Consider the following 21,359-nt stretch of genomic DNA (forward strand, 5'->3'; position numbering starts at 1 on the left):
CGATTGGCGTTCGAAAAGCGGAGCACCTAATCAGGTAATGCTGTAGGTGATGATATAGTCTGTCCTGTATGGTGACATACAGCAGTTGCATGAGCAACGGACTGAGGAATAGCGAACTCGGTTGAACATTCGAGACAGAAATCTTCCAGCTTCAAGAAACTTCTGAAATAAATGATTATGGTACAGATGACATTATCCGTCGTGATATTAACTGTAACTTAGGATCGTTAAATATCGTAAATGTAATGGAAAATAAAGAAATTCGTGAAGCAGTTCATGCGGGAATGGAAGCTTTAACAGCTGTTTCTGATATGACAATCATTCCGAATGCACCAACTGTGAAAAAAGCAAATGATGAGCTTCATTCAGTAGGGCTTGGCGCAATGAACTTGCACGGATATTTAGCAAAAAATAAAATCGCTTATGAAAGTGCAGAAGCGAAAGAGTTCGCTCGTACATTCTTTATGATGTTAAATTACTACTCTATTGAGAAAAGTATGGAAATCGCTAAAGAAAAAGGCGAAACATTTAAAGACTTTGATAAGTCTGATTATGCAAGCGGCACATACTTTGAAAAGTATGAAACGACAGATTATAGCCCAGTAACTGAAAAAGTTCAGCAATTATTTGAAGGAATTCATATTCCGACAAAAGAAGATTGGACAAGTTTAAAAGAGCAAGTGCAGAAGAATGGTTTATACAACTCATATCGTCTTGCCATCGCTCCTACGCAATCGATCAGTTACGTTCAAAATGCAACTTCAAGCGTAATGCCGATTGTAAGTCAAATCGAATCAAGAACGTATGCGAATGCGACAACATATTATCCAATGCCGTATTTATCAAAAGATACGTTCTGGTACTATAAATCTTCTTACGATATGAATCAGTTTAAGTTAATTGATTTAATCGCAGAAATTCAAGAACATATTGACCAAGGAATTAGTACAATTCTTTACGTTAATAGTGATATTTCAACACGTGAATTAGCGCGTTACTACATCTATGCACATAAAAAAGGCTTAAAGAGTCTGTATTATACGAGAACACGTAAATTAAGCGTGGAAGAGTGCGTGGCTTGTACCGTTTAATGGCATATTGCCATACTAAATGAATAACCCAACAGTATGAGCAGGGTTATGAACCCTGCTCATACTTGGTTTGTTCTACTAAACGGTTAGCTTTTCATTATTAGATGGAAATTTAACCGTTCAGTAGAACAATAATAGATATAGGGGTGATTCAATGCGCGCTGTTAACTGGAATAAAAAAGAAGACGATTTCAGTTTAATGTTTTGGAAGCAAAACATCGCTCAGTTTTGGACAGAAGAAGAAATTGCGGTTTCGTCTGACAAAAATACTTGGGTGCAATTATCGAAAGAAGAGCAAATTGCTTATAAGCGTGTATTAGGTGGTTTAACACTTTTAGATACGAAACAAGGTGGCGAAGGTATGCCTCTTGTACTTGTTCATCTTGAAAATTTACAAGCAAAAAGTGTATTAGCTTTCATGGGTGCTATGGAAGAAGTACATGCGAAGAGTTACAGTCATATTTTCACAACGTTAGCTACTGAAGAAGAAATCGATGATATTTTCGAATGGGTAGACAACCATCCGTTACTTGAGAAAAAGGCTGGTATTATTACAAGTTACTATCGTCGTTTATTAAAGCCTGAAGTAACGAAAAAAGAGTTATATATGGCAATGGTAGCAAGTGTATTCTTAGAAAGTTACCTATTCTATAGTGGATTCTTCTATCCACTTTACTTAGCTGGTCAAGGAAAACTAACAGCAAGTGGTGAGATTATTAACCTTATTATCCGTTAACTAATAGCGGCTTTTGGTAGAGATACCAATTGAAAAACCCTTTTAATTGCTGGGAACCCCTATTGTAAATTTATCTGTTTTATTATTGATGAATATATACATTCAGGTTATTCTCTAACTATCAATAGATGGAAAGGAGAATAGCTGATAGGGCAATCAGCAGCGAAGCCTTTATCTAGCGATAACATGTACGGAAGTATTAGACACCGAAAACTGTATAAACAGTGGTGGGTGCGATACGTAGATAAAGGAACGTTCAACGACTATCCCAATGGCGGTGAAATTCCGCAATAGGAGTAGGGCCAAGCGGTGGGTGAGAATCCCTTAAATCGAAATGGAGGGCTACCTGAGAAGGTAGATGATATAGTCTCTTCTTGCAGGAAACTGTAAGCTGTGTAAACGGCATAGGAGTAGCGAATCTATGTGAAGGTAAAGGATGAGTCAATTCACGGCGTATTCGTCGGTATTTTAGCACAACAAATCTTCGCGGAACTTTCTGCAGAAGATCAACAAGAAGTGCAAAAAGAAACACAAGAGTTATTAATGGAACTATATGAAATTGAAATGGCATACACAGAAGAAATTTACACTTCTATCGGTCTTGTAGAGGATGTAAATCGTTTCGTTCGTTACAATGCGAATAAAGGACTTATGAACTTAGGACTTGAGCCGAAGTTTGAGGAAGAAGAAATTAACCCAATCGTTTTAAATGGTTTACGTACAGATACGAAAAACCATGATTTCTTCTCTGTAAAAGGAAATGGTTACGTAAAAGCAACGAACGTCGAAAAGTTATCTGACGATGACTTCGTGTTTAATTTTTAATATATGATCATAAAGAAAAGCTGTCTTATTCATTGATAAGACAGCTTTTCTTTATGGTTTTGTTTACATAACACTATTATTTTCGTATAACGATTTCTGTTGAAAAATTCTATCCGTTAGCTGGATAGAATTTTTTGTAAGTAAATGGGTATTTACAATCCTTTTGTATCAGTGTATTATTTAACTAGTACACCGATACAAAAGGAGGGAAGAAATGAAAATAGAGTTTTCTCCAAATATACCAATTTACATTCAGGTAATGGAATACATAAAAAAAGAAATCGTAACAGGACATTTGTTGCCTGGTGATAAAATTCCCTCTGTGCGTGAATTAGCGAGTGAATTACAAGTAAATCCAAATACGATCCAGCGTACATTTCAAGAGCTCGAACGAGATGGGGTTGTTGTAACACGTAGAGGAATGGGAAGATATGTAACGAATGAAGGGGAGAAAATTATGGAGCTGCGAAAAGAGATGGCGAAAGAATTACTTCATTCTTTTATAGATGGAATGGACAATTTAGGGTTTTCAGAAGAAGAAATTCTTACAATCCTTCGTTCTTCATTACATGAGAAAAGGGAGGAGAGCGAATGACAGAGCTATTAAAAATAGAAAACTTATGGAAGAGGTACGGATTGAAAGCTGTGATTCGTGAATTGAACATAGAGATTACCGAAGGAAAAATCGTAGGGCTTGTTGGAGATAACGGGAGCGGGAAAACAACATTATTAAAAATGATTGCAGGTCTGCAGCACACTTCTGAAGGTAGCATTACAATCGCTGGTAAAAAGGTGGGATTAGAAACGAAAGAGATCGTTTCGTTTATGTCTGATAAGCCAGTATTTGATGATTGGATGACAGTAAAAGATTCTATATTTTTCTATCGTGATTTTTATAAGGACTTTGATATGCAAAAAGCGGTAGATACGATTGCGGAGTTTAAAATACCGTTAGAAGAAAAAGTTACAGCTTTATCAAAAGGGATGGTTGAAAAGCTACAAATTATTTTAACGTTTTCTCGGAAAGCGAAGTTATACGTACTAGATGAACCACTGGGCGGAATTGATCTCGTTTCTAGGGAACACGTACTGGAACTTATTTTACAGTTTTATCGCGAAGATTGTACGATACTAATTTCGACGCACTTAATAAATGAAGTTGAAAATATTTTTGATGAAGTAATCTTTTTAAAAGATGGGGAAATTGTATTGTATGAAAATGTAGAAGAATTACGTTTTCAAAGAGGGAAAGCGGTCACAGATGTGTTTAAGGAGGTGTTTAGTAGATGAAGCCGAGCTTAATATATATGTACAATATAAATAAAAAACAAATAATTATTTCTTTGTTATCATTTATATTCGTTGTCGCTGTAGCTTTCGTAAGTTTGGGAAATTATATTAAACAAGAATCAGGAGAAGTAAGACAAACAATTATAGTTGCTTTCGTTATTCTAGTATATATAACTTTTTTAGCAATGATAGTTATTCAGGCGGTGTCTGCATTTGGAAAAATGACTGAAAGCACATTATTTCGGTTAACATCGATATCCGGTAAAAAGATTGTTTTAGCAATATTGTTATACGCTGTAATTTATTTACTTATTTTTGAATTAATAGGCTCTATTTTTTTATATGGTATTTCTATGAAAATAATAAAAGGTACAGAGCTCTATGAAGTATTATTTACTCAAAGTGTATTCAATCCACTAAAGCACCTCTTTAGTACTATGTTATATGTATTTAATTTATCTAGCATATTGCTAGTATTACTTTTTTCAGTAGCAAGCGTTAAAGTGTTTTCTTTGAAAAAGAAGAAGTTAAAATATCCAATGGTATTTTTCTTATTTTTACTAGTAACAAAATTATTAGGTACTATATATGGAATGTTGGGCGGTCTTGCACCTGCTGCACCTCTAATAAAAAAATTAGTATATATAGATGAATCATCAGGAGCGGATGTGTTTCTCTATCCGGAAAAACTTATGAATTTATATAGCCTTAGTTTTTCTATAGGAATATTTATTCTACTTGTTTATATAACAGGTCGCATAATCGATAAAAAACTAGAAGTCTAAAGGAGGAATCAGCATTGGGAAACGTAGTAGTAAAGTTAGAGAATGTTCGAAAAAGGATTGGTGGAACGGAAATTATTCGTGGTTTATCATTTGAAGTTTTTGAAGGGGAAGTATACGGGTTCCTTGGACCAAACGGTAGCGGTAAGACAACAACGATTCGTATGATGACAGGTCTTATTTCAATGACAGAGGGCGATATTACAATTTGTGGTCATAGTATTCGCACGGAGCGTGAAAAGGCGCTAGAGCAAATTGGAGCGATTGTAGAAAATCCTGAACTATATGATTATATGACAGGAATGCAAAACTTGAAGCATTTTGCGAACATGGCAATTACACCAATTAGTAAAGAGCGCATTGCTGAAATTGTAAAACTGGTTGAATTAGAGCATGCAATTCATAAAAAGGTGAAAACATATTCACTTGGTATGAAACAACGTTTAGGAATTGCACAGGCATTACTGCATCAGCCGAAAATTTTAATTTTAGATGAGCCGACAAATGGATTAGATCCAGCTGGTATTCGCCAAATTCGTGATTATTTACAACGTTTAGCGAAAGAAGAGAATATTGCTGTAATCGTATCAAGTCACTTATTAAGTGAAATTGAACTTATGTGTGATCGCGTCGTTATTATTAAGCAAGGTGCGTTTGTACAAGAATACAACTTACATGAACAAGCAAAACATGATGAGACAGTAGTTGTAGCGTTTGAAGTAGATGAAGTTCAGAAAGCAAATGAAATCATTACAGGTAAGGCGCAAGGAAATGTCATTGTCGTATCTGTAAAGAAAGAAGAAATTCCACAACTTGTAAAGAAACTTGTGAATGAAGATGTGCTTGTATACGGAGTTACCGTTCAAAATAAAACGTTAGAGGATGAGTTCTTAGCGATTACAGGGGGAGTGAAAGCGTAATGTTTAAATTAATTCAAAATGAATTTTTAAAGTTGCATGCGAAAAAAGGTATGTATATTTTAATTGGTGTTATTGCAGTATTGGAAATTTTGGGAGTTTTAGCGATGCTGAAATGGGGAGATGGAACTGAATTTAAAGGATCATATTTAGATTTTGCAAGTTCAGAGATTGGTTTAATTACTTTGTTTGCAACGATTTTTGGCATTACGATTGCTTCTCGTATTATTACGGATGAATTCCAAAAAGGTACAATTAAGCAGTTATTAATTCGTCCAAGAAAACGAATGACAGTTTTATTCTCTAAATATATTACAGTGTTACTTACTATAGTATTTATCATATTTGCTAACACAATTATTTCAATGATTATTGGCGGAATTGCAATGGATGGTAGTAAAACAGAATTAACGATAGGAATCGTAATGAAATCTACTTTATATCAAGTACTTTCACCGTTCTTCTTTGCGACGCTTGCATTTTTCTTAGCAAACGTATTTAGAAAGTCTGTCTTACCGTTAATTATTACGATGTTCCTCTTCTTTTTACAAGGACCAATTAATATGGTACTGATGATGTTTGCAAAAGGTGTAGCGAAGTTTGTAGTATTCTCCCATTTGGATTTAAGAGCTTACGACAGTAATAAATTAATTAGTGGCGGAGCAGAACCTACATTTACAGAATTTACGTTTACAACTTCATTATTACTTGTAGCTGCATACTTTGTTGTATTACTTGTAGCATCAAGTGCATTATTCCAAAAGCGTGACGTATTATAATAAAAGAAATCCCCGCTTGTAAAAACGGGGATTTTTATTACATAACTTGCTCAGGTAGTGCAACTTGAAGAGCAGTAATATAGTATTTTAAGAGATATGTTGTTTGAAAGTAATTGAGAAAAATAGGAAGAGTTTCAACTATATTCATATTATAATGTAGTTATCCGACCATTTACTTTTACTATCTTTGGAGGTGTTCTATATGCATTATGCATTTTCACGTATAAGGCTACGTAGCTTTTTTGGATGGATGATTATAGGGTTGTTCCTTACGATGATCCCATTAGGTCTATCAAATGTTTCTGAGAATACGATGGAGGTTATTTCACAAATAACTGTGTTTTTTTTATTTCCATTATTTTGGTTATACGTAAAAACCAATAAAAATAATGTTGTATTTAATAGTTTTTTTGATAAGCCAGGACGTTTACCGTGGGGATTAATTGTGTTAGCAACGATAATGGGAATGATTTTTTCCGTTGGTATATCTCATATTCAATTTTATATATTAGCACATACGTTACCGAATTTCTTAGTTACTATGTTAGAAGACGGAACTGTTATTAATACGAGTAACATATATATGACGATATTTACTTTCATTTCAGCATGTGTATTAGCACCTCTTATGGAAGAGGTTATTTTTAGGGGCTTCTTTTTACAGCGAATGGCTTATAAATGGGGGATTAAAAAAGCTGTCATTATATCTTCCATTATTTTTGGCTTAGGACATTTTGATGTTATTGGTGCGTTCATGTTTGGTGTTGTTATGTGTCTTTTATACATAAAGACACAAAATATATGGACGAATATCGCTGTACACGCTCTAAATAATTTCATTGCAACAAGTATGCAATTTGTTGGCGGAGAAGAGAGTAGCGCAATTTCAATTCCTGAATTACAAGCGCAAAGTAATTTATGGATCGGTATCGGTCTTACAGTTGTTGGATTACTTTGGTTAATTCCTTACGTTTGGAAACAGTGGCGTACAGTAAAAGAAGTGGGTGTGCCACCAGTGCGCTTCATAAATGAGGAAAAAGTAGTGAGTGCATCACAAGAAAACGAAGTGTATAGTCAAGTGATTGTAACAGATAGATTGATGGCTGTAGAGCTACCAGATGAGGCTGTAAATAAGCTCGGGTTAGAAGAAAATGATAATGTAACAGTATCTGTAGAAGACGATAAAATCGTTATAAAGAAAGCGCATGATAGATAATTAAAAAGTAGCTCCTTGTGAGCTACTTTTTAATTTGTAATAATTTCCACACGGAAATTATTACCGTTCTTTACATATTTAATATCTGTAACAGTGCGGACTGTTTTTAAAATCTCAACTTTTTCACCAATTCGAGGGATAGTCGGAACATTATCCCAAATGCCAAGCAAGTCATCTAATTGTGCCGTTTTTTCATAAAACCAGATTTTCAATGTAAAGCCCCTTTCTCGAACTTTATGTATTTTAATACATAATATATTATTTTTATTCTTAATGTAAGGGGTTTTTATATATTTTATGAATAAAAATTAATTAATCTTCTGGGAAGATATGTTCAATATCAGGAGTAAGAGATACTTCTGATAATACGATATGAGAAACAGTCGTTGCATATGAAGAAACATCATTGATAAATTCTTCAAGTTCAACGAGTGAAGGAACAGAAATTTTTACAATGTAGCATAAGCTTCCTGTTACGCGGTAACAAAAACTTGCAGATGGATAGGACTGAATAAACTGTTGCATACGTGTTGTATCACCGTTTTTTAAAGTGATTTCTAAAATACAGTCTAAAACAAGTCCTGCTTTTTTATAATCGATATCGATTGTGTATTTTTGGATAACGCCTTCACTTTCGAGTTTACGAACACGTTCTGCAGTAGACGGAGCAGATAAGTTTACTCGTTTCGCCAATTCACGCATGGAAAGGCGACTATCATTATATAATTCATTTAAAATTTTTCGATCAACACGGTCTAGTTGCATTTGTAAATATACCTCCAGTGAAATGATAATTTTTGTAAAGGAAAAATATAAATTAAGATTCATATGAAATGTAAAGAGAACTTTATTTATTTTACAATAAAACTGAAGGGAATAGGAGGGAAAATAATGGAGAGAATTTTATTATCAAATGTAGGAGATACAAAGTTTCAAAAGCTATTAGGGCATAATCCAGAAATATTACATTCGTGGAGTACATTAGAAAATACACTGTACAATAAAGGAACTCTTTCAGCAGAGTTAAAGGAGCAAGTGAGAAGAACATTAGCGTACGGGAATGAATGCCCGTACTGTATGGCAAAGGGAAGACCTGATGATATGCAAAAGGTAGAAGAAATTGGTGTAGCAGTTACTTTTGCGCATACATTTATTCATGACAAAAAGGCAATAGATGATACTATGTTTCATGTATTGAAACAATATTGGACGGAAAAAGAAATTGTAGAGCTTTGCGCTTATATTTGTTTTATTACTGCGTCACAACAACTTGGTTTTCTGTTTCAATTACAGCCGAAAGAAGGAGAAAATGATGATGAATCAAATAGCACTTATCATAATTGATATAAAATTATTTTAAGAAAATAATTGCGAATTATGTAGAAAAAAATAAGAATATTTCGTATAATCTAAGTACAATCATTTTGAAAATAGGGGTGGCATCATATGGAGCAAATTCCGGTAAAGAGAATAGAAAAAGTACTTGTTGTAGCAGGGGATGATAAACAAAAGCAAAAGGAATTTTATGAATTGCTCTTATCTACTGAGTTTTATGTTGCTGGCTCACTAGAAGCAGAGGAAGGGGCAACAGAAGGAATTCTTCGCTTGCGTCATTTCCAAGGAGAGGGTAGATGGATCGTTCCGTTCTTTACACAAATGGAATTTGTAAAAGACGTGTTGCCAGAAGGAACACCCCTTATTACGATACGTGGGAAAGAATTATTTAGTAGCATTGAGAAAGATGCCACAGCAGTATTAAATGTCGGTACGGATATAAGTAAAACATTTATTCCAGAAGAAATTGCAGATATCGCATCTGGACGAATTTTTAACTATTATAAATAAAAGGAAAAGCATAATCGCTTTTCCTTTTTAATTTGAACACGGGGTCGCTACGCCAGAAGAAATAGAGAGTGTTTTATTATGTGTACTTATTGTCGCTGTAGCTCCAAGAGGAATCCCAATGTTTGGGCTTATATGTCCAATCGGTAAACCGAATAGGACAGGTATAGCATATGGAGTAAAATATTCATATAGTATTGTTTGCAATGATTGAGATGGTTTAGAAGGAGTGCAGTCATGACAACTTGTAAAAATAACGCCACTACATTTATTAAACTTTCCAGATAAAAGTAGCTGATTTAACATACGGTCAATGCGATATGGTTCTTCCCCAATGTCTTCAAGCAATAAAAGTTTATTGGCTGTATTTATCTCGTAGGAGGAGCCAATGATACTCGTTAACACCGCTAAATTGCCTCCAACTAACTGACCTGTAATTGTACGGGAAGGGCTAGGTACGATACATTCTGATGCAGATAAAATGGTTGAATACGGATGAAAGAGTTGATTGAAAGAAGATAAAGAAAGAGAATCTACACCTTTCCCTAATTCTTCAATCATTGGGCCATGAAATGTCACAAGCTTTGCATAACGTGAAAAAGCAGTATGTAAAGCTGTAATATCGCTATATCCCCAAAAGATTTTAGGGTTTTGCCGAATGATTTCATATTGAATGTGGGGGAGGAGACGAGCACTTCCGTAACCACCTCGTGCACAGAAAACGGCTTTTACTTCATGGTTTGAAAATGCTTCATGTATATCATCGAGCCGAACTTGATCACTTCCAGCTAAATATCCATATTTCTCATAAACACTTTTCCCGATTACTACAGACAACCCCATTTCTTGTAGTACAGTTACACCTTTTAATACATTTTCAATTGTTGGTGGGCCGGATGGTGCAATAATCATTACTGTATCACCTTGTTGTAATGCATTTGGATATATCATTTTTTTCACCCTCCTTCACTTTCAATATATTCGCTTCATAGGAAGTTCAACCCTTGTAAAAGAAGGGGAAAGTTTGTCAAATAAAGAAGATATAAAGGGAATAGGAGGAGAGATGATGTTTACAAGCCGAGTTATAGATACATTACAAATTAAGTATCCCATCATTCAAGCAGGTATGGCGGGTGCGATTACGACGCCAGAACTCGTTGCAGCTGTGAGTAATAGCGGAGGATTAGGAACGCTTGGAGCAGGCTATATGAGCCCAGAACAAATTCGTGAAGCGATTTATAAAATACGGGAACGAACAGATAAGCCTTTCGGTGTTAATTTACTATTAACGAAAGAGATACAAATAGAAGAAGAGAAGATAAACTTGGCCAAGGGATTACTTAGCGGAGTGAATAGAGGATTGGGTATAGAGGAAGAAGAACAGTTAAAGCTTCCAAAAAGTTATAAAGAACAATTACAAGTGTTAGTAGAAGAAAATGTGCCAGTCGTTAGCTTTGCATTTCAAATGTTAGAAAAAGAAGAAATAAATGACTTGAAAAGAAGAGGAATAAAAGTCATCGGAACAGCTACCCATGTGGCAGAGGCGAAAGTACTTGCTGAATTAGGAGTAGACATTATTGTCGGTCAAGGTAGTGAGGCAGGGGGCCATAGAGGAACGTTTATCGGGAAAGAACAGGACGCTATGATTGGGACGTTCGCATTAATTCCGCAGTTAGTAGCAGCAGTTCCGCATATCCCGATTGTTGCAGCAGGTGGTGTAATGAACGGGCAAGGGCTTGTTGCAGCATTTACACTGGGAGCAGAAGCTGTTCAAATGGGATCAGCCTTTTTAACGAGTGAAGAGAGTATTACGCATGACGTGTATAAAAAAGCGGTTTTACGTAGTACAGATACGAGTACAACTGTGACTCGTGCGTTTTCCGGGAAATATGCACGAGGTATTCGTAATGAATTTATAGAGAAGCATGAAGGGAAAGAAGAAGACCTTCCGATGTATCCGGTGCAAAATGTATTAACCTCTAAAATACGCCAACAAGCAGCAAAGCAAAATAATGGAGAATATATGTCACTTTGGGCAGGACAAGCGTCATCATTAGCACGAATAGAATCAGCTCAGCATGTAGTGGAGAGAGTGATGAAAGAAGCAGATAACGTAATTGAACAATTGCAAAATATATATAGAAAAAGACCACTTGAATAATTCAAGCGGTCTTTTCTTTAGTTTGCTTTATAAAATTGTTGGATGGCTTCATCAATATAAACCCAGCCTTTCCAACCTAAGTGCATGTGATCTTTTAAGAAGTATTTATCATACTCATGATTTGAGAAGTCGGCAATTGGATAGCCAGCTTTCTCAATTTGCTCATGAACTTTCTTATAGTACAATTCTCGGCGTTCTTTCGGGAAGCCAGCGTAATCGTACCAAGGACCTTTTACAGGAACAGAAATGAAGAGTGGTTTTGCACCAGATTGTTTTAATAAATCAAGTGCAATTTGTAAATCTTCATATTCTGGCGATTGATCATAAGCATCATTTTTTAAGTAGCCTTCACGTTGCTTTAATTTCTTCTTGATTTTGCTGTTGAAGTAACCATCTTCAATACCGTAATTGTTAGATCCAGATTCTGCTGCACCTGTTTGATCTGCATGTTTACGAGCCTCTTCCCAGCTCATTTGTTTTAATGACGGGTCAAGTTTTTCTTTATGCGGTTTAATATTAAACATAGCTGTAAATAAATCTTTACGATCTAAAATGTTACGATAAATATAAGCGAAAGGTTTAGCAGCAAGTGCTTTTATTTTATGCTTTGTATCATCGTAAACGATACCTTCAAGCGAAATTTTAAGTAAAGTTTCTTTCTTAACGATCTCAAAGTTTAATAAACGCTTTGCAATTTGCTTTTTCATTTCAGGTTTTACATCATCGTTGAAAATGAAGTGGTAACCTTGTTGCTTTGAAAAGTTAGGTGCAAAGTGTGTTTCATCAATACCTTGTGGCACAAACCATTGCGGAGAAAGAACGAATACCATTTTCTTATCCTTCAATTGATCCATCGTAGATGCAAAGTTTAATACATGTACAAGGTCTTGTGTTCCGCCACGTCCAAGTAGGAATGGTGTGAATCCTTCAGGCTTTACTTTGAAATAATTTGATGGATGGTAAGCATCCATACGTGCGAATTCCGATGAACCATACATCGGAAGGTATTTCGAGTCTGCTAACATCTTTTGCTGTAAAATCATACTTTGAATCTTTTCTTCTTTTAAAGAAGTGGCAGCTTGTTCTACTTTTTCATCACTTAAAAGTGGAAGTAGGAAGCGCGTTGGAATAAGTAAGAATACAGCAAAAAGGGCCAATGCTAAAAGCATCGGACCAAATTTTGCTTTGTTCATCGGATTTCTTCCAACTTCTTAATAACCATGTTTGGAGTAGCCCACTCGTCACGGTCAAAATCAGAAATAGAAACTTCAATATCTAAACGCTCTTGGAATTCAACTAATAAAGATACTACAGCGAAAGAATCAAGAATACCTTCTTCAAATAATTGAACATCTAAGTTTTCTTTCACAATATCGTTTTCACATACTTCTTCTAAAATATCTAATACTTGCTCTTTGAATTCTGCCATTTTTAAAATCTCCTTTATATCCGAAATATATTATATGTGCAACTTCTTATTAGTATAAGAAGGGTGCATTAAAAGTATCTGTTAAGGTGTCCAGAGAAAATGAGGAAACCGAAACATACAACGTGGAACGTAATTACAATCGCAAGGACGTGTGTAAATTTATTGTTTGGCCAAAACTTATGCTTCTTGTTTTTTCGTTCGAAAATATCGAATAAAATAAACAGTGCGGCATGATAGAGACCATAAATAATGTATTGATACACATGCTCACCAGTAATATGCCAAATTCCCATAATGAAGAAGTTTAAAAATGCCCCGATATACGAAATAGTGTAACGGTTCTTAATTAACTTTTTCTTCGTTGCAAAAAAGACGAAACGCATGTAAATAAAATCACGGAACCAGAATGATAAACTCATGTGCCAGCGGTTCCAGAAGTCTTTAATATTACGACTAATGAACGGTTTATTAAAGTTTTCTGGCGTTTTAATACCCATCATATAACTCACACCAATTACAAATGAGCTATAACCAGCAAAGTCGAAGAATAAATATAAGCTATAGCTATACATGTAAATCATATTGGATAGGATTGTATCTTGCTGTGCAAATGCCGGATCCATAAAATATTGCTTTATTAAGTAAGCGATAATAAATTTATACAAGAAACCTTGGAAAATACGGTTTAATCCAGTATATAGTAAATTTTGATATTCTTCTGCACTAGGTGGCTTTTGAATATCTTTTTGGAATCTACGGTAACGATCGATAGGTCCCGTTGAAATAGCTGGGAAGAATAAAACGAATTCCCAAAAATTAAAGAAGGATAGTTCTTTAATTAAACCATCACGAACTTCAAATACCATTTGTACTGCCCTAAATGTTACATAAGACATACCTAAAAATACAATAAACTTTAGGTCAGGTGCAAATGGTGCGATTTTTGCCAAAATAAGTGGCAAAATTGATAAAATAACAGCTATACAAAACGTGAATGTACTATTATTTTGTTTTCTTAAAAGTAAATAGCCTTTAATTAGGGCATATTGCCAAATAATAAATGCGGCTAACATAATCGCTTGCTTCGGTTTATCCGAGAAGATAATAGCAAGCATGACTAATGTTAAAACGGCATTATATTTACGCAACATTTTACCTTTTAATCCAGCTATGATAGTAGGTATTAATAAAATGCCCACTATAGCGAAAAAATAAAATGATCCATATGCGGTCATGCTGTAACCTCACTCAATAATTTTTTGCGATCTACCTTTCCATTTGGTGTCATTGGAATAGAAGATTGATACATGAATTTACGTGGAATCATGTAGTTTGGTAATCGCTCATTGAGTTCTTTTTTGATTGCAGATGTTAATTTGAATTCTTTTTCAAATGAATGTTCTCCAGGAACAACAACCGCTAATAAATAATCGTATTTCTCACCTTTTTTAATTGGAACGATAACTGCTCCTTCTACGTAAGAACACGCACGAAGGTGATGCTCAATTTCTTCTAATTCCATTCGATAACCATGCAGCTTAATTTGGAAATCAAGACGACCATTATAGAATAGAAGACCATTTTCAACATAGCCAGCATCGCCTGTTTTATAGGCGCGCTCACCGTCAATCATAGTAAATGCTTTTTCTGTTAATTCAGGGCTTCCTAAATATCCAACGCTTACGCTTGGACCGACAATTACGATTTCACCTTTTTCACCATCAGGTGCAATCGTTCCATCTTCTTTCATAATAAGAAGGCGGCAGTCTGATTTACAGTAGCCAACTGGAAGTGATTTGTATTGATCAAGCACTTCTTCTGTAACGTGAATACCTGTTACAGCGACAGTAGCTTCTGTTGGACCGTACGTATTCATAATTGTTGCTTTTGGGAAACGCTCAATTAATTTTCTAGCTACTTCATTTGGTAACACTTCACCGCAGAATAAGAATGTTTTCATGTTCGGTAGCATACTCTCAGAGAAAGATGCTTCCATTAAACACATTTCTGCGAAAGATGGTGTGGAAGTCCATACTTGTATATCCGATTGCTCTAAAGAAGCAAACAAGTCTTTTGGACGTGCAATCATATCTTTATCGATTGCCCAAAGTGTACCACCTGTTACTAATGATGGGTAAATATCCATGACAGATAAATCGAATGAGAAAGGTGCTTGGTTTAAGAATACTTGCCCCGTTTGTAAGTTGAAATCTTCTACAGCCCATTTTGTAAAACTTACAAGGCAGTTATAAGTAATCTGAACCCCTTTCGGATTACCTGTGCTTCCTGATGTGTAAATAATGTAGAAGTTCTCATCACCTTTTACCGCATGTTCAGGATTTGGAGTGTTCCCTTTATGAGTAAAGAAAATATCTTTTAAGTTGTCCTCACTTACAATGCGAACTGGTAAATCAGTTACAGTTACTTCAGTTCCTGATAAAAGTAGTTTCGCACCAGAATTTTCAGCGATACGTTGTACACGATCAGCTGGGATAGATAAATCTACAGGAATATAAGCATGTCCAGCTTTTACACATCCTAAAAAGTTAATAATCATTTCAGGTTGCATATGGCCATACACCATAATTGGTGAACGATCATCTGGATACTCAGAAGAAATCCAATGTGCTAACGCATCAGAATCTTCCTTTAATTGTTTGTACGTAATTTTCGCATCTCGCCAAACAAAAGCAGTTTGATCAGGCGTTTCAATAGCCCACTTTTCAATTTGTTCTAATAACTTCATAACGTTCCCACCCTAGAATTCATTGTAAATAAATGTACTTGTGTTTGTATCATGGAATCCATACAACCAAAGTAATGCAAATAAAATTGCAAGGTAATAAACCGTCTTTGCAACCCATTGTGTGAGTGGTCGAGACCATATCTCTTTTAATCTTTCCATGTCTTTCCCTCTCTTAATGAAATAATATCTCTTTGTAGGTATCATGTCCTACATTATTGTGAAAAAAACAAAATTCCACATTTTAGGTAAAAATAAGTCAAAAGGCTCTTTTCTGATATTAGCACTAAATACTAAAAAAGAAAATCCCTAACTTAGCAATTATATTACATTCAGCATCAATTTGTAATGGATTTGATATGTAAATAGGAAGTGGATTGTGTGAATACATAAAAGTGGACTAGAAGAATACGTAAAATATAGTATTTGTGCTTATGAGTCATTCGAGACGAAGTAAACTTTTACATTTTTAGCCCTTTTAAAAAGGAGGAAATTATCATGGATAGAGTGTGGAAGAATCTAATTTCGGAAGAAAATATCGTGAAATGGAGAAGGTATTTCCATAAGTATCCAGAATTATCGTTTCATGAAAAAGAAACTTCGCAATTTATATATGATACAGTATGCTCATTTTCTTCTTTTGAAGTAACGAGACCGACGAAGTATAGTGTACTAGCAATTAAAAGAGGAACCGAACAAGGGAAAGTGATTGCGATTCGAGCTGATATAGATGCGTTGCCAATTCAAGAGGAGACAAGTAAATCTTATACGTCTGTGAATAAAGGTGTAATGCATGCATGTGGGCATGATGCTCACGCGGCTATTTTGTTGGGTACAGCAGAAGTGCTATCAAATATAAAGGGAAATTTTGCAGGTGAGATTCGTCTATTCTTTCAGCATGCAGAAGAGGTGTATCCTGGCGGGGGACAAGAAATGGTTGAAGCAGGCGTAATGAATGGTGTTGATTATGTAATAGGTTTACATGTTATGTCAGGACTTGAGAGCGGGAAGATAGGCATTGCGTATGGGCCGATGATGGCTGCACCAGACGTATTTACAGTTGAAATTCAAGGGAAAGGAGGGCACGCGGCGAGGCCAGAAGAAACGATAGATCCTATTGCTATCGGAGCACAGATTATTACAAATTTACAACATATTGTATCAAGAAATACAAGTGCTTTTATGCAAAGAGTCGTTTCGGTTACGCAGTTTCATGGGGGGATGGCTGATAATATTATTCCTAGTGCAGCAACTTTAATGGGAACTGTTCGTTCATTTAATCAAGCATTAAGGATAGAAGCCGAAGAGAAAATTGAGAAAATCGTGAAAGGAATTACAGAAGCACATGGAGGGGCGTATACATATTCGTATCGATATGGATATGATCCGGTTATTAATGATGAATATATTACGAAAGTAGTAGAAGAAAGTGCACTACATTTGTTTGGAAATGAGCGTGTTGTAAAGCTTGAACCTTCTATGGGAGGAGAAGATTTTTCGGCATATTTAAGAAAAGCACCTGGTTGTTTTATTAAATTAGGGACTGGTAATAAAAAGATAGATACTTGCTACCCGCATCATCATCCAAAATTTGATGTAGATGAATCAGCTCTCATTTATGGAGTGGAATTATTTTTAGAGACAACAATGAGATTATTGAAATCATAGAAAAGTATAAAGTGAAACTTTAATCAGTGGGGGTTTTACTGCCCATTAAAGTGGGATAAAAAAAAGGCAACTGCGCTCTATCGCAGTTGCTTTTATTTCTTTCCGTCAGAGAGGGCTGAGAAAGAACTATGCTCATTTATAGTATATGAATAGCTAACGGACAAGCTTGTACATTTTAATCATTTTTTTTAAAAAAGTTGTTGACAGTGATAATCAATGTCAATTAATCTAAAAGTAGTTGAAATTGATAATTATTATCAATAGGATGGATGCGACATGTTAATGAGAAAAAAATTTCACCTTCTACGGAGGGGATTAAAAGATAAAAATAAAGAAGTTGATCAGCATATGGAATGGCAACGAAATGTAATTCGTTCTGAATATGTAGATGAGAAGAAGAGCATTCAAACAGAACAAGAGATACAAAGTAAAGGGAGAGGTTCAGTTGAGTAAGTTAGTAATGATTTTTGCAAGTATGAGTGGAAATACAGAGGAAATGGCTGATCATATTGCCGGCGTGATTCGTGAAACTGAAAATGCAATTGAAGTGATTGATATTATGGATTCACCAGAAGCTTCTATGTTAGAACAGTATGATGGAATTATTTTAGGTGCATACACTTGGGGAGATGGTGACCTTCCTGATGATTTCTTAGATTTTTATGACGCAATGGATTCTATTGATTTAACTGGGAAAAAAGCGGCAGTATTCGGATCATGTGATTCGGCTTATCCAAAATATGGCGTGGCAGTTGACATTTTAATAGAAAAGCTAAAAGAACGCGGGGCAGAAGTTGTGTTAGAAGGATTAAAAGTAGAATTAACGCCAGAAGATGAAGATGTAGAGAAATGTTTACAGTTTGGAGCTGAATTTGTAAAACACCTTTCTTAATGGCAGAAGGGAGATGAAGAGCAAGTGCATGAGAAAATCGCAATTAAAACGATGACAGATTATCATTTGTATGATTTTATGCGTTGTCCGCATAAATTTTATTTTCGTCATATAAAAAGAAGAGAACCTTCTTCGTTTGAATGGCAACAAATCGCACAAATGATTGTGAATCGAATTATTAACGAATATTACACACTACCGGCAGGCCAACAAACGAAAATTGTACTTTTAATATTAATAGAAAAGTATTGGAAAAAAGTAAGGATTAATATGTTTGCTTCGAAGATGGAGTATTACATTGTGTTAGCGAAGCTAACGGATCACTTATTACAGTTTGTTGAAAGAGATGATAGTCAGACACCGCCGTTATTTTTATATGAAAAATTTCAAACATATATGGAAGAGTTAGGTGTCCACATGTCATTGACATTAGAAGTTGGTGAGTGGAGTACTGAGTCGTTTGTAATTAAAAAGTATGTTGTCGATGCGGATGAGGAAATGCTTGCTCTTTGTCAAAAGTTAATGACAGTATTCAGTTATAAAGCTTTCGGCATTCTTCCAGGAAAAATTGAAGTTATTAATTTAATAGAAGGAACTAAGTATGATTACATTCCGAAACAGGAAGATATTATAACTGGAATGGTTCATTTATCTAGAATGAAAGAAATGTTACAGCAACCTGAGCATTATACAGAGCGTCATTTTCGTTCTGAGTGTATAAGTTGTGCATTTCGTAGTGAATGCCAAGGGGAAGAAGTAAAGAAAGAAGCGAAACAGAAGAAAAATATCGTACATTAAAGGATGCAATGTTGCATTCTTTTTTGTTATTGACATGAAAAGCTTTTCATCATGTACCGTATATTTGTAGCAGATTTTAATAAAGGGAGGAATAATCAATGAAAGATGAAACGCAAGTATTTCAATGGTTAAAAGAACAGAATGCCCCTTTTGGAATTCAACTGCAAATTTTACAGGCATTTCAACTGTATAAAGTCATTGTTGAAATGGATAAAAAGTTAATGTTATATGAGGAGAGAGAATATAGGGAGAGAATGTAATCTCATCCCTGTAGTATTGCTTTCAGTTGTTCTATACTAGCTAAAAACTCAAGTTCATTCTTTGTTTCAAAGTTATAAATCATATTATGTAGTAAAGGACTGTATTGATAAAAATTTGTGATGCGGTGAATGAGTAATGGATCATGGTGTGAAGTAAGTGTACTGTATTGTTCATATACTGATGTAGTAAATTCATGTCCGAAATCATAATATAGCCCAGCAAAATCAAAGGCAGGATCTCCAATTTGAGCATCACCAAAATCGATAATTCCTGAAATGGTTTTATTTTGGTTATCAAATAAAATGTGATGATGTGTAAAGTCGCCGTGAATGATTGTATTTTGAAATTTGGATGTAGCTAGGCAGGAAAAGAAATTCTCGAATAAACGATTTAAGGCTGATTTCTGGAACGAAGTAAGATTGTTAGTAACATACTTATTTAATTTTGTTTGTAGCTCTTTCCAGTAGGTAAGTGTTTTTTTAATAGGGAATCCTAACGCTGTAACATTTTTTAAAGGAATACTATGTAGAGCAGCAAGGAAAGTTGCTAATTGTGTAATAAGTGCTTTTCGTTCTTGTTTTTCTAGTGTAGCAACTATTTCTGTTTTTAAAGGTTCACCATGAATGAGAGTATAGTAGCTACAAAGCGGAATAGCATCAGTATTCTTTTCATAGAATAGGTGATACTTTGGAACTTCAATTTCATGTAGTGAACAAGAGAGAAGTGTGCATAGTTCTTTTTCTAATGGAATTCGCATTGCATATTCCTGTTTTCGCGGGAAACGAAACAGTAGCTCATCATTTACTATAATCGCTACATTATCCCATCCTTCCTCATTTTGTTTATAGGAATGTATAGAAAGATTAGGTAGAGCTTCTTTAATATATTGTTTGTAAGAGTCCATAATTGTTCCTCGTTTCTAAGTTAAGTTATTCCACTTCATGATATCAGAATTTTCTTTCTATATGTTAAAATATAACTATCATTATGAAGAAGGGCGGGAGAATTACGAAGAAAAGAATAGTAATCATTTCTCTATGTATCGTTTTTGGACTGTTTTGGTCATATAAAGAAGAAGTTTTTGCTAGCTATAAACCGATTGATCAGTACGGATTAAATAAGGAATTAAAGAACAAAAGCATAGAAGTTTTAACTCATAATGAAATGAAAAAGGTAGGAGAACATTTTGCGGCAGAACAACTATCGGTTTTTGAATTTCATAATAAAGAAGATGTGAAACGAAAAGGTGAAGAAATATTTGTAAATAGAGGGTATGAGCAATTAATAAAAAATTATTATCCAAATCGTTTTCAGGATTTAGAGTATAAATTTACAAACGAGGAGATACGTGAAGTGACGGATGAAAGTTTTCTCTATCAAACTGTAGCGTACGTGGCGGGTACTGAAAATGGTAAGAGAAGCGAAATGAAATTGAATTATGAAATGAAAATTGTAAAGGTTAATCATATATTTAAAGTGTTAGAACAAAAACAGTACGTACAATAAAGAGAAATATGAACCAGTACCATAAATAGCGGTATAAAAAAATCCCCCAGTTCTTCGAGGGATTCTAAAGGTTTTCATTTTGTTGACCAATTTCTTTTTGAGCAATATATAAATTTCCTTGCTCGACTTGTTTCTGAGTAAGAACCGAATCACCTGCATACCCTTTTTCTGTTTTCACAATTCTTTTTGAACGATTGGAATTTTGTTTCTTCATATAATAAACCACCTTTCATCAAAAATAAACGAAAATGATAAGCACGAGTAATACAGCAGCAAAAATGGTAATACCCATTAAAAACGAAGTGTTTTTATATTTAGGTGGCTTATGTACATCTTGCCGATATCCAGGTGAAATTTCAGGGGCGAATTCTTCGTCGAATGATTGCTTTTTTTCTTTTTCGTCCATATGTATCCACCTTTCTT

Annotated in this window: 27 protein-coding genes and 3 pseudogenes; 19 read left to right on the plus strand and 11 right to left on the minus strand. The window is 34.8% G+C overall.

The window, feature by feature from the left end; genetic code table 11:
• Positions 1-140 precede the first annotated feature (140 nt).
• The 10 genes and pseudogenes from MKY00_RS07345 to MKY00_RS07390 all read left to right on the plus strand — a co-directional run bounded on the left by MKY00_RS07345 (position 141) and on the right by MKY00_RS07390 (position 7,636).
• On the plus strand, positions 141-1,091 hold the full coding sequence (locus MKY00_RS07345; RefSeq protein WP_073536430.1) for a ribonucleotide reductase: 951 nt from the start codon (positions 141-143) through the stop codon (positions 1,089-1,091).
• A 154-nt stretch (positions 1,092-1,245) separates the two neighbouring features.
• A pseudogene (locus MKY00_RS07350) lies at positions 1,246-1,824 on the plus strand (ribonucleotide-diphosphate reductase subunit beta); the annotation flags it as partial.
• A gap of 201 nt (positions 1,825-2,025) precedes the next feature.
• Positions 2,026-2,121: pseudogene (locus MKY00_RS07355) on the plus strand (nuclease); the annotation flags it as partial.
• Positions 2,122-2,256: 135 nt separating this feature from the next.
• A pseudogene (locus MKY00_RS07360) lies at positions 2,257-2,652 on the plus strand (ribonucleotide-diphosphate reductase subunit beta); the annotation flags it as partial.
• 214 nt (positions 2,653-2,866) lie between these two features.
• Complete coding sequence (locus MKY00_RS07365; RefSeq protein ID WP_000687504.1) at positions 2,867-3,247, plus strand: GntR family transcriptional regulator; 381 nt, start codon at positions 2,867-2,869, stop codon at positions 3,245-3,247.
• Positions 3,244-3,942 carry an ABC transporter ATP-binding protein gene (locus MKY00_RS07370; RefSeq protein WP_000137749.1) on the plus strand — a complete coding sequence of 233 codons (699 nt, stop codon included), beginning with the start codon at positions 3,244-3,246 and terminating at the stop codon, positions 3,940-3,942. The genes MKY00_RS07365 and MKY00_RS07370 overlap by 4 nt, the downstream gene beginning before the upstream one ends.
• Positions 3,939-4,727, plus strand: coding sequence for an ABC transporter permease (locus MKY00_RS07375; protein WP_000804802.1), 789 nt, complete (start codon positions 3,939-3,941; stop codon positions 4,725-4,727). The genes MKY00_RS07370 and MKY00_RS07375 overlap by 4 nt, the downstream gene beginning before the upstream one ends.
• Positions 4,728-4,741: 14 nt before the next feature.
• Positions 4,742-5,644 carry an ABC transporter ATP-binding protein gene (locus MKY00_RS07380; protein ID WP_016716957.1) on the plus strand — a complete coding sequence of 301 codons (903 nt, stop codon included), beginning with the start codon at positions 4,742-4,744 and terminating at the stop codon, positions 5,642-5,644.
• On the plus strand, positions 5,644-6,420 hold the full coding sequence (locus MKY00_RS07385) for an ABC transporter permease (RefSeq protein WP_016716958.1): 777 nt from the start codon (positions 5,644-5,646) through the stop codon (positions 6,418-6,420). The genes MKY00_RS07380 and MKY00_RS07385 overlap by 1 nt, the downstream gene beginning before the upstream one ends.
• 202 nt (positions 6,421-6,622) lie before the next feature.
• Entirely contained in the window at positions 6,623-7,636 is a 1,014-nt protein-coding gene (locus tag MKY00_RS07390; protein ID WP_016716959.1) for a CPBP family intramembrane glutamic endopeptidase, read from the plus strand.
• A gap of 29 nt (positions 7,637-7,665) precedes the next feature.
• Here MKY00_RS07390 and MKY00_RS07395 read toward each other — a convergent pair whose 3' ends face one another.
• Together MKY00_RS07395 and MKY00_RS07400 are read right to left on the minus strand one after the other, a co-directional pair.
• Positions 7,666-7,848, minus strand: a complete 183-nt coding sequence (locus tag MKY00_RS07395) for a DUF3913 family protein (protein WP_000707107.1) — start codon at positions 7,846-7,848, stop codon at positions 7,666-7,668.
• A gap of 100 nt (positions 7,849-7,948) precedes the next feature.
• A complete protein-coding gene (locus MKY00_RS07400) occupies positions 7,949-8,401 on the minus strand; it encodes an Lrp/AsnC family transcriptional regulator (protein ID WP_001175498.1) in 453 nt (150 codons plus the stop codon).
• A 63-nt stretch (positions 8,402-8,464) separates the two neighbouring features.
• On the opposite strand from MKY00_RS07400, the gene MKY00_RS07405 reads away from it, so the two are divergent.
• Entirely contained in the window at positions 8,465-8,980 is a 516-nt protein-coding gene (locus tag MKY00_RS07405) for a carboxymuconolactone decarboxylase family protein (protein ID WP_016716960.1), read from the plus strand.
• Between the two features lie 102 nt (positions 8,981-9,082).
• The gene (locus MKY00_RS07410; protein WP_016716961.1) at positions 9,083-9,481 is read left to right on the plus strand and encodes an SseB family protein; all 399 of its coding nucleotides are present in this window, start codon (positions 9,083-9,085) and stop codon (positions 9,479-9,481) included.
• 27 nt (positions 9,482-9,508) lie between these two features.
• Here the strand turns inward: MKY00_RS07410 and MKY00_RS07415 are convergent, their stop codons facing one another.
• Positions 9,509-10,429, minus strand: a complete 921-nt coding sequence (locus tag MKY00_RS07415; RefSeq protein ID WP_016716962.1) for a S66 peptidase family protein — start codon at positions 10,427-10,429, stop codon at positions 9,509-9,511.
• A 115-nt stretch (positions 10,430-10,544) separates the two neighbouring features.
• On the opposite strand from MKY00_RS07415, the gene MKY00_RS07420 reads away from it, so the two are divergent.
• Positions 10,545-11,639, plus strand: coding sequence for an NAD(P)H-dependent flavin oxidoreductase (locus MKY00_RS07420; RefSeq protein WP_029141086.1), 1,095 nt, complete (start codon positions 10,545-10,547; stop codon positions 11,637-11,639).
• A gap of 17 nt (positions 11,640-11,656) precedes the next feature.
• On the opposite strand, the gene dltD is transcribed toward MKY00_RS07420, so the two are convergent.
• From dltD to MKY00_RS07445, 5 genes are all read right to left on the minus strand, one after another.
• Positions 11,657-12,832, minus strand: coding sequence for a D-alanyl-lipoteichoic acid biosynthesis protein DltD (gene dltD, locus MKY00_RS07425; protein WP_001030280.1), 1,176 nt, complete (start codon positions 12,830-12,832; stop codon positions 11,657-11,659).
• A complete protein-coding gene (gene dltC, locus MKY00_RS07430; protein ID WP_000807310.1) occupies positions 12,829-13,068 on the minus strand; it encodes a D-alanine--poly(phosphoribitol) ligase subunit DltC in 240 nt (79 codons plus the stop codon). Before dltC ends, dltD begins: the two co-directional genes overlap by 4 nt.
• A gap of 68 nt (positions 13,069-13,136) precedes the next feature.
• The gene (gene dltB, locus MKY00_RS07435) at positions 13,137-14,303 is read right to left on the minus strand and encodes a D-alanyl-lipoteichoic acid biosynthesis protein DltB (RefSeq protein ID WP_000127947.1); all 1,167 of its coding nucleotides are present in this window, start codon (positions 14,301-14,303) and stop codon (positions 13,137-13,139) included.
• Positions 14,300-15,814 (minus strand): D-alanine--poly(phosphoribitol) ligase subunit DltA, encoded by a 1,515-nt coding sequence (gene dltA, locus MKY00_RS07440; RefSeq protein WP_000770525.1) that lies wholly within the window; start codon positions 15,812-15,814, stop codon positions 14,300-14,302. The genes dltB and dltA overlap by 4 nt, the downstream gene beginning before the upstream one ends.
• Before the next feature lie 12 nt (positions 15,815-15,826).
• Complete coding sequence (locus MKY00_RS07445; RefSeq protein ID WP_000440293.1) at positions 15,827-15,973, minus strand: teichoic acid D-Ala incorporation-associated protein DltX; 147 nt, start codon at positions 15,971-15,973, stop codon at positions 15,827-15,829.
• A gap of 336 nt (positions 15,974-16,309) precedes the next feature.
• Between MKY00_RS07445 and MKY00_RS07450 the strand changes: the two genes are divergently transcribed.
• From MKY00_RS07450 to MKY00_RS07470, 5 genes are all read left to right on the plus strand, one after another.
• Positions 16,310-17,479: an amidohydrolase gene (locus tag MKY00_RS07450; RefSeq protein WP_016716964.1), complete on the plus strand. Its 1,170-nt coding sequence runs from the start codon at positions 16,310-16,312 to the stop codon at positions 17,477-17,479.
• Between the two features lie 276 nt (positions 17,480-17,755).
• Complete coding sequence (locus tag MKY00_RS07455) at positions 17,756-17,932, plus strand: hypothetical protein (protein ID WP_000929013.1); 177 nt, start codon at positions 17,756-17,758, stop codon at positions 17,930-17,932.
• Positions 17,925-18,371 (plus strand): flavodoxin, encoded by a 447-nt coding sequence (locus tag MKY00_RS07460; protein ID WP_016716965.1) that lies wholly within the window; start codon positions 17,925-17,927, stop codon positions 18,369-18,371. Before MKY00_RS07455 ends, MKY00_RS07460 begins: the two co-directional genes overlap by 8 nt.
• A 24-nt stretch (positions 18,372-18,395) precedes the next feature.
• A complete protein-coding gene (locus tag MKY00_RS07465; protein ID WP_016716966.1) occupies positions 18,396-19,169 on the plus strand; it encodes a hypothetical protein in 774 nt (257 codons plus the stop codon).
• A 98-nt stretch (positions 19,170-19,267) separates the two neighbouring features.
• On the plus strand, positions 19,268-19,429 hold the full coding sequence (locus tag MKY00_RS07470; RefSeq protein ID WP_016716967.1) for a hypothetical protein: 162 nt from the start codon (positions 19,268-19,270) through the stop codon (positions 19,427-19,429).
• A 2-nt stretch (positions 19,430-19,431) separates the two neighbouring features.
• On the opposite strand, the gene MKY00_RS07475 is transcribed toward MKY00_RS07470, so the two are convergent.
• Positions 19,432-20,334 carry an aminoglycoside phosphotransferase family protein gene (locus MKY00_RS07475; protein ID WP_016716968.1) on the minus strand — a complete coding sequence of 301 codons (903 nt, stop codon included), beginning with the start codon at positions 20,332-20,334 and terminating at the stop codon, positions 19,432-19,434.
• An 83-nt stretch (positions 20,335-20,417) separates the two neighbouring features.
• Between MKY00_RS07475 and MKY00_RS07480 the strand changes: the two genes are divergently transcribed.
• Positions 20,418-20,936, plus strand: a complete 519-nt coding sequence (locus MKY00_RS07480) for a hypothetical protein (protein ID WP_000715247.1) — start codon at positions 20,418-20,420, stop codon at positions 20,934-20,936.
• A gap of 64 nt (positions 20,937-21,000) precedes the next feature.
• On the opposite strand, the gene MKY00_RS07485 is transcribed toward MKY00_RS07480, so the two are convergent.
• Positions 21,001-21,150 carry a hypothetical protein gene (locus MKY00_RS07485; RefSeq protein ID WP_000744619.1) on the minus strand — a complete coding sequence of 50 codons (150 nt, stop codon included), beginning with the start codon at positions 21,148-21,150 and terminating at the stop codon, positions 21,001-21,003.
• Between the two features lie 18 nt (positions 21,151-21,168).
• Positions 21,169-21,342 (minus strand): hypothetical protein, encoded by a 174-nt coding sequence (locus MKY00_RS07490; protein ID WP_000343559.1) that lies wholly within the window; start codon positions 21,340-21,342, stop codon positions 21,169-21,171.
• Between the last annotated feature and the right edge of the window lie 17 nt (positions 21,343-21,359).

It is taken from the genome of Bacillus sp. FSL R9-9834, assembly GCF_038006905.1.
Taxonomy (GTDB): Bacteria; Bacillota; Bacilli; order Bacillales; family Bacillaceae_G; genus Bacillus_A; species Bacillus_A pacificus.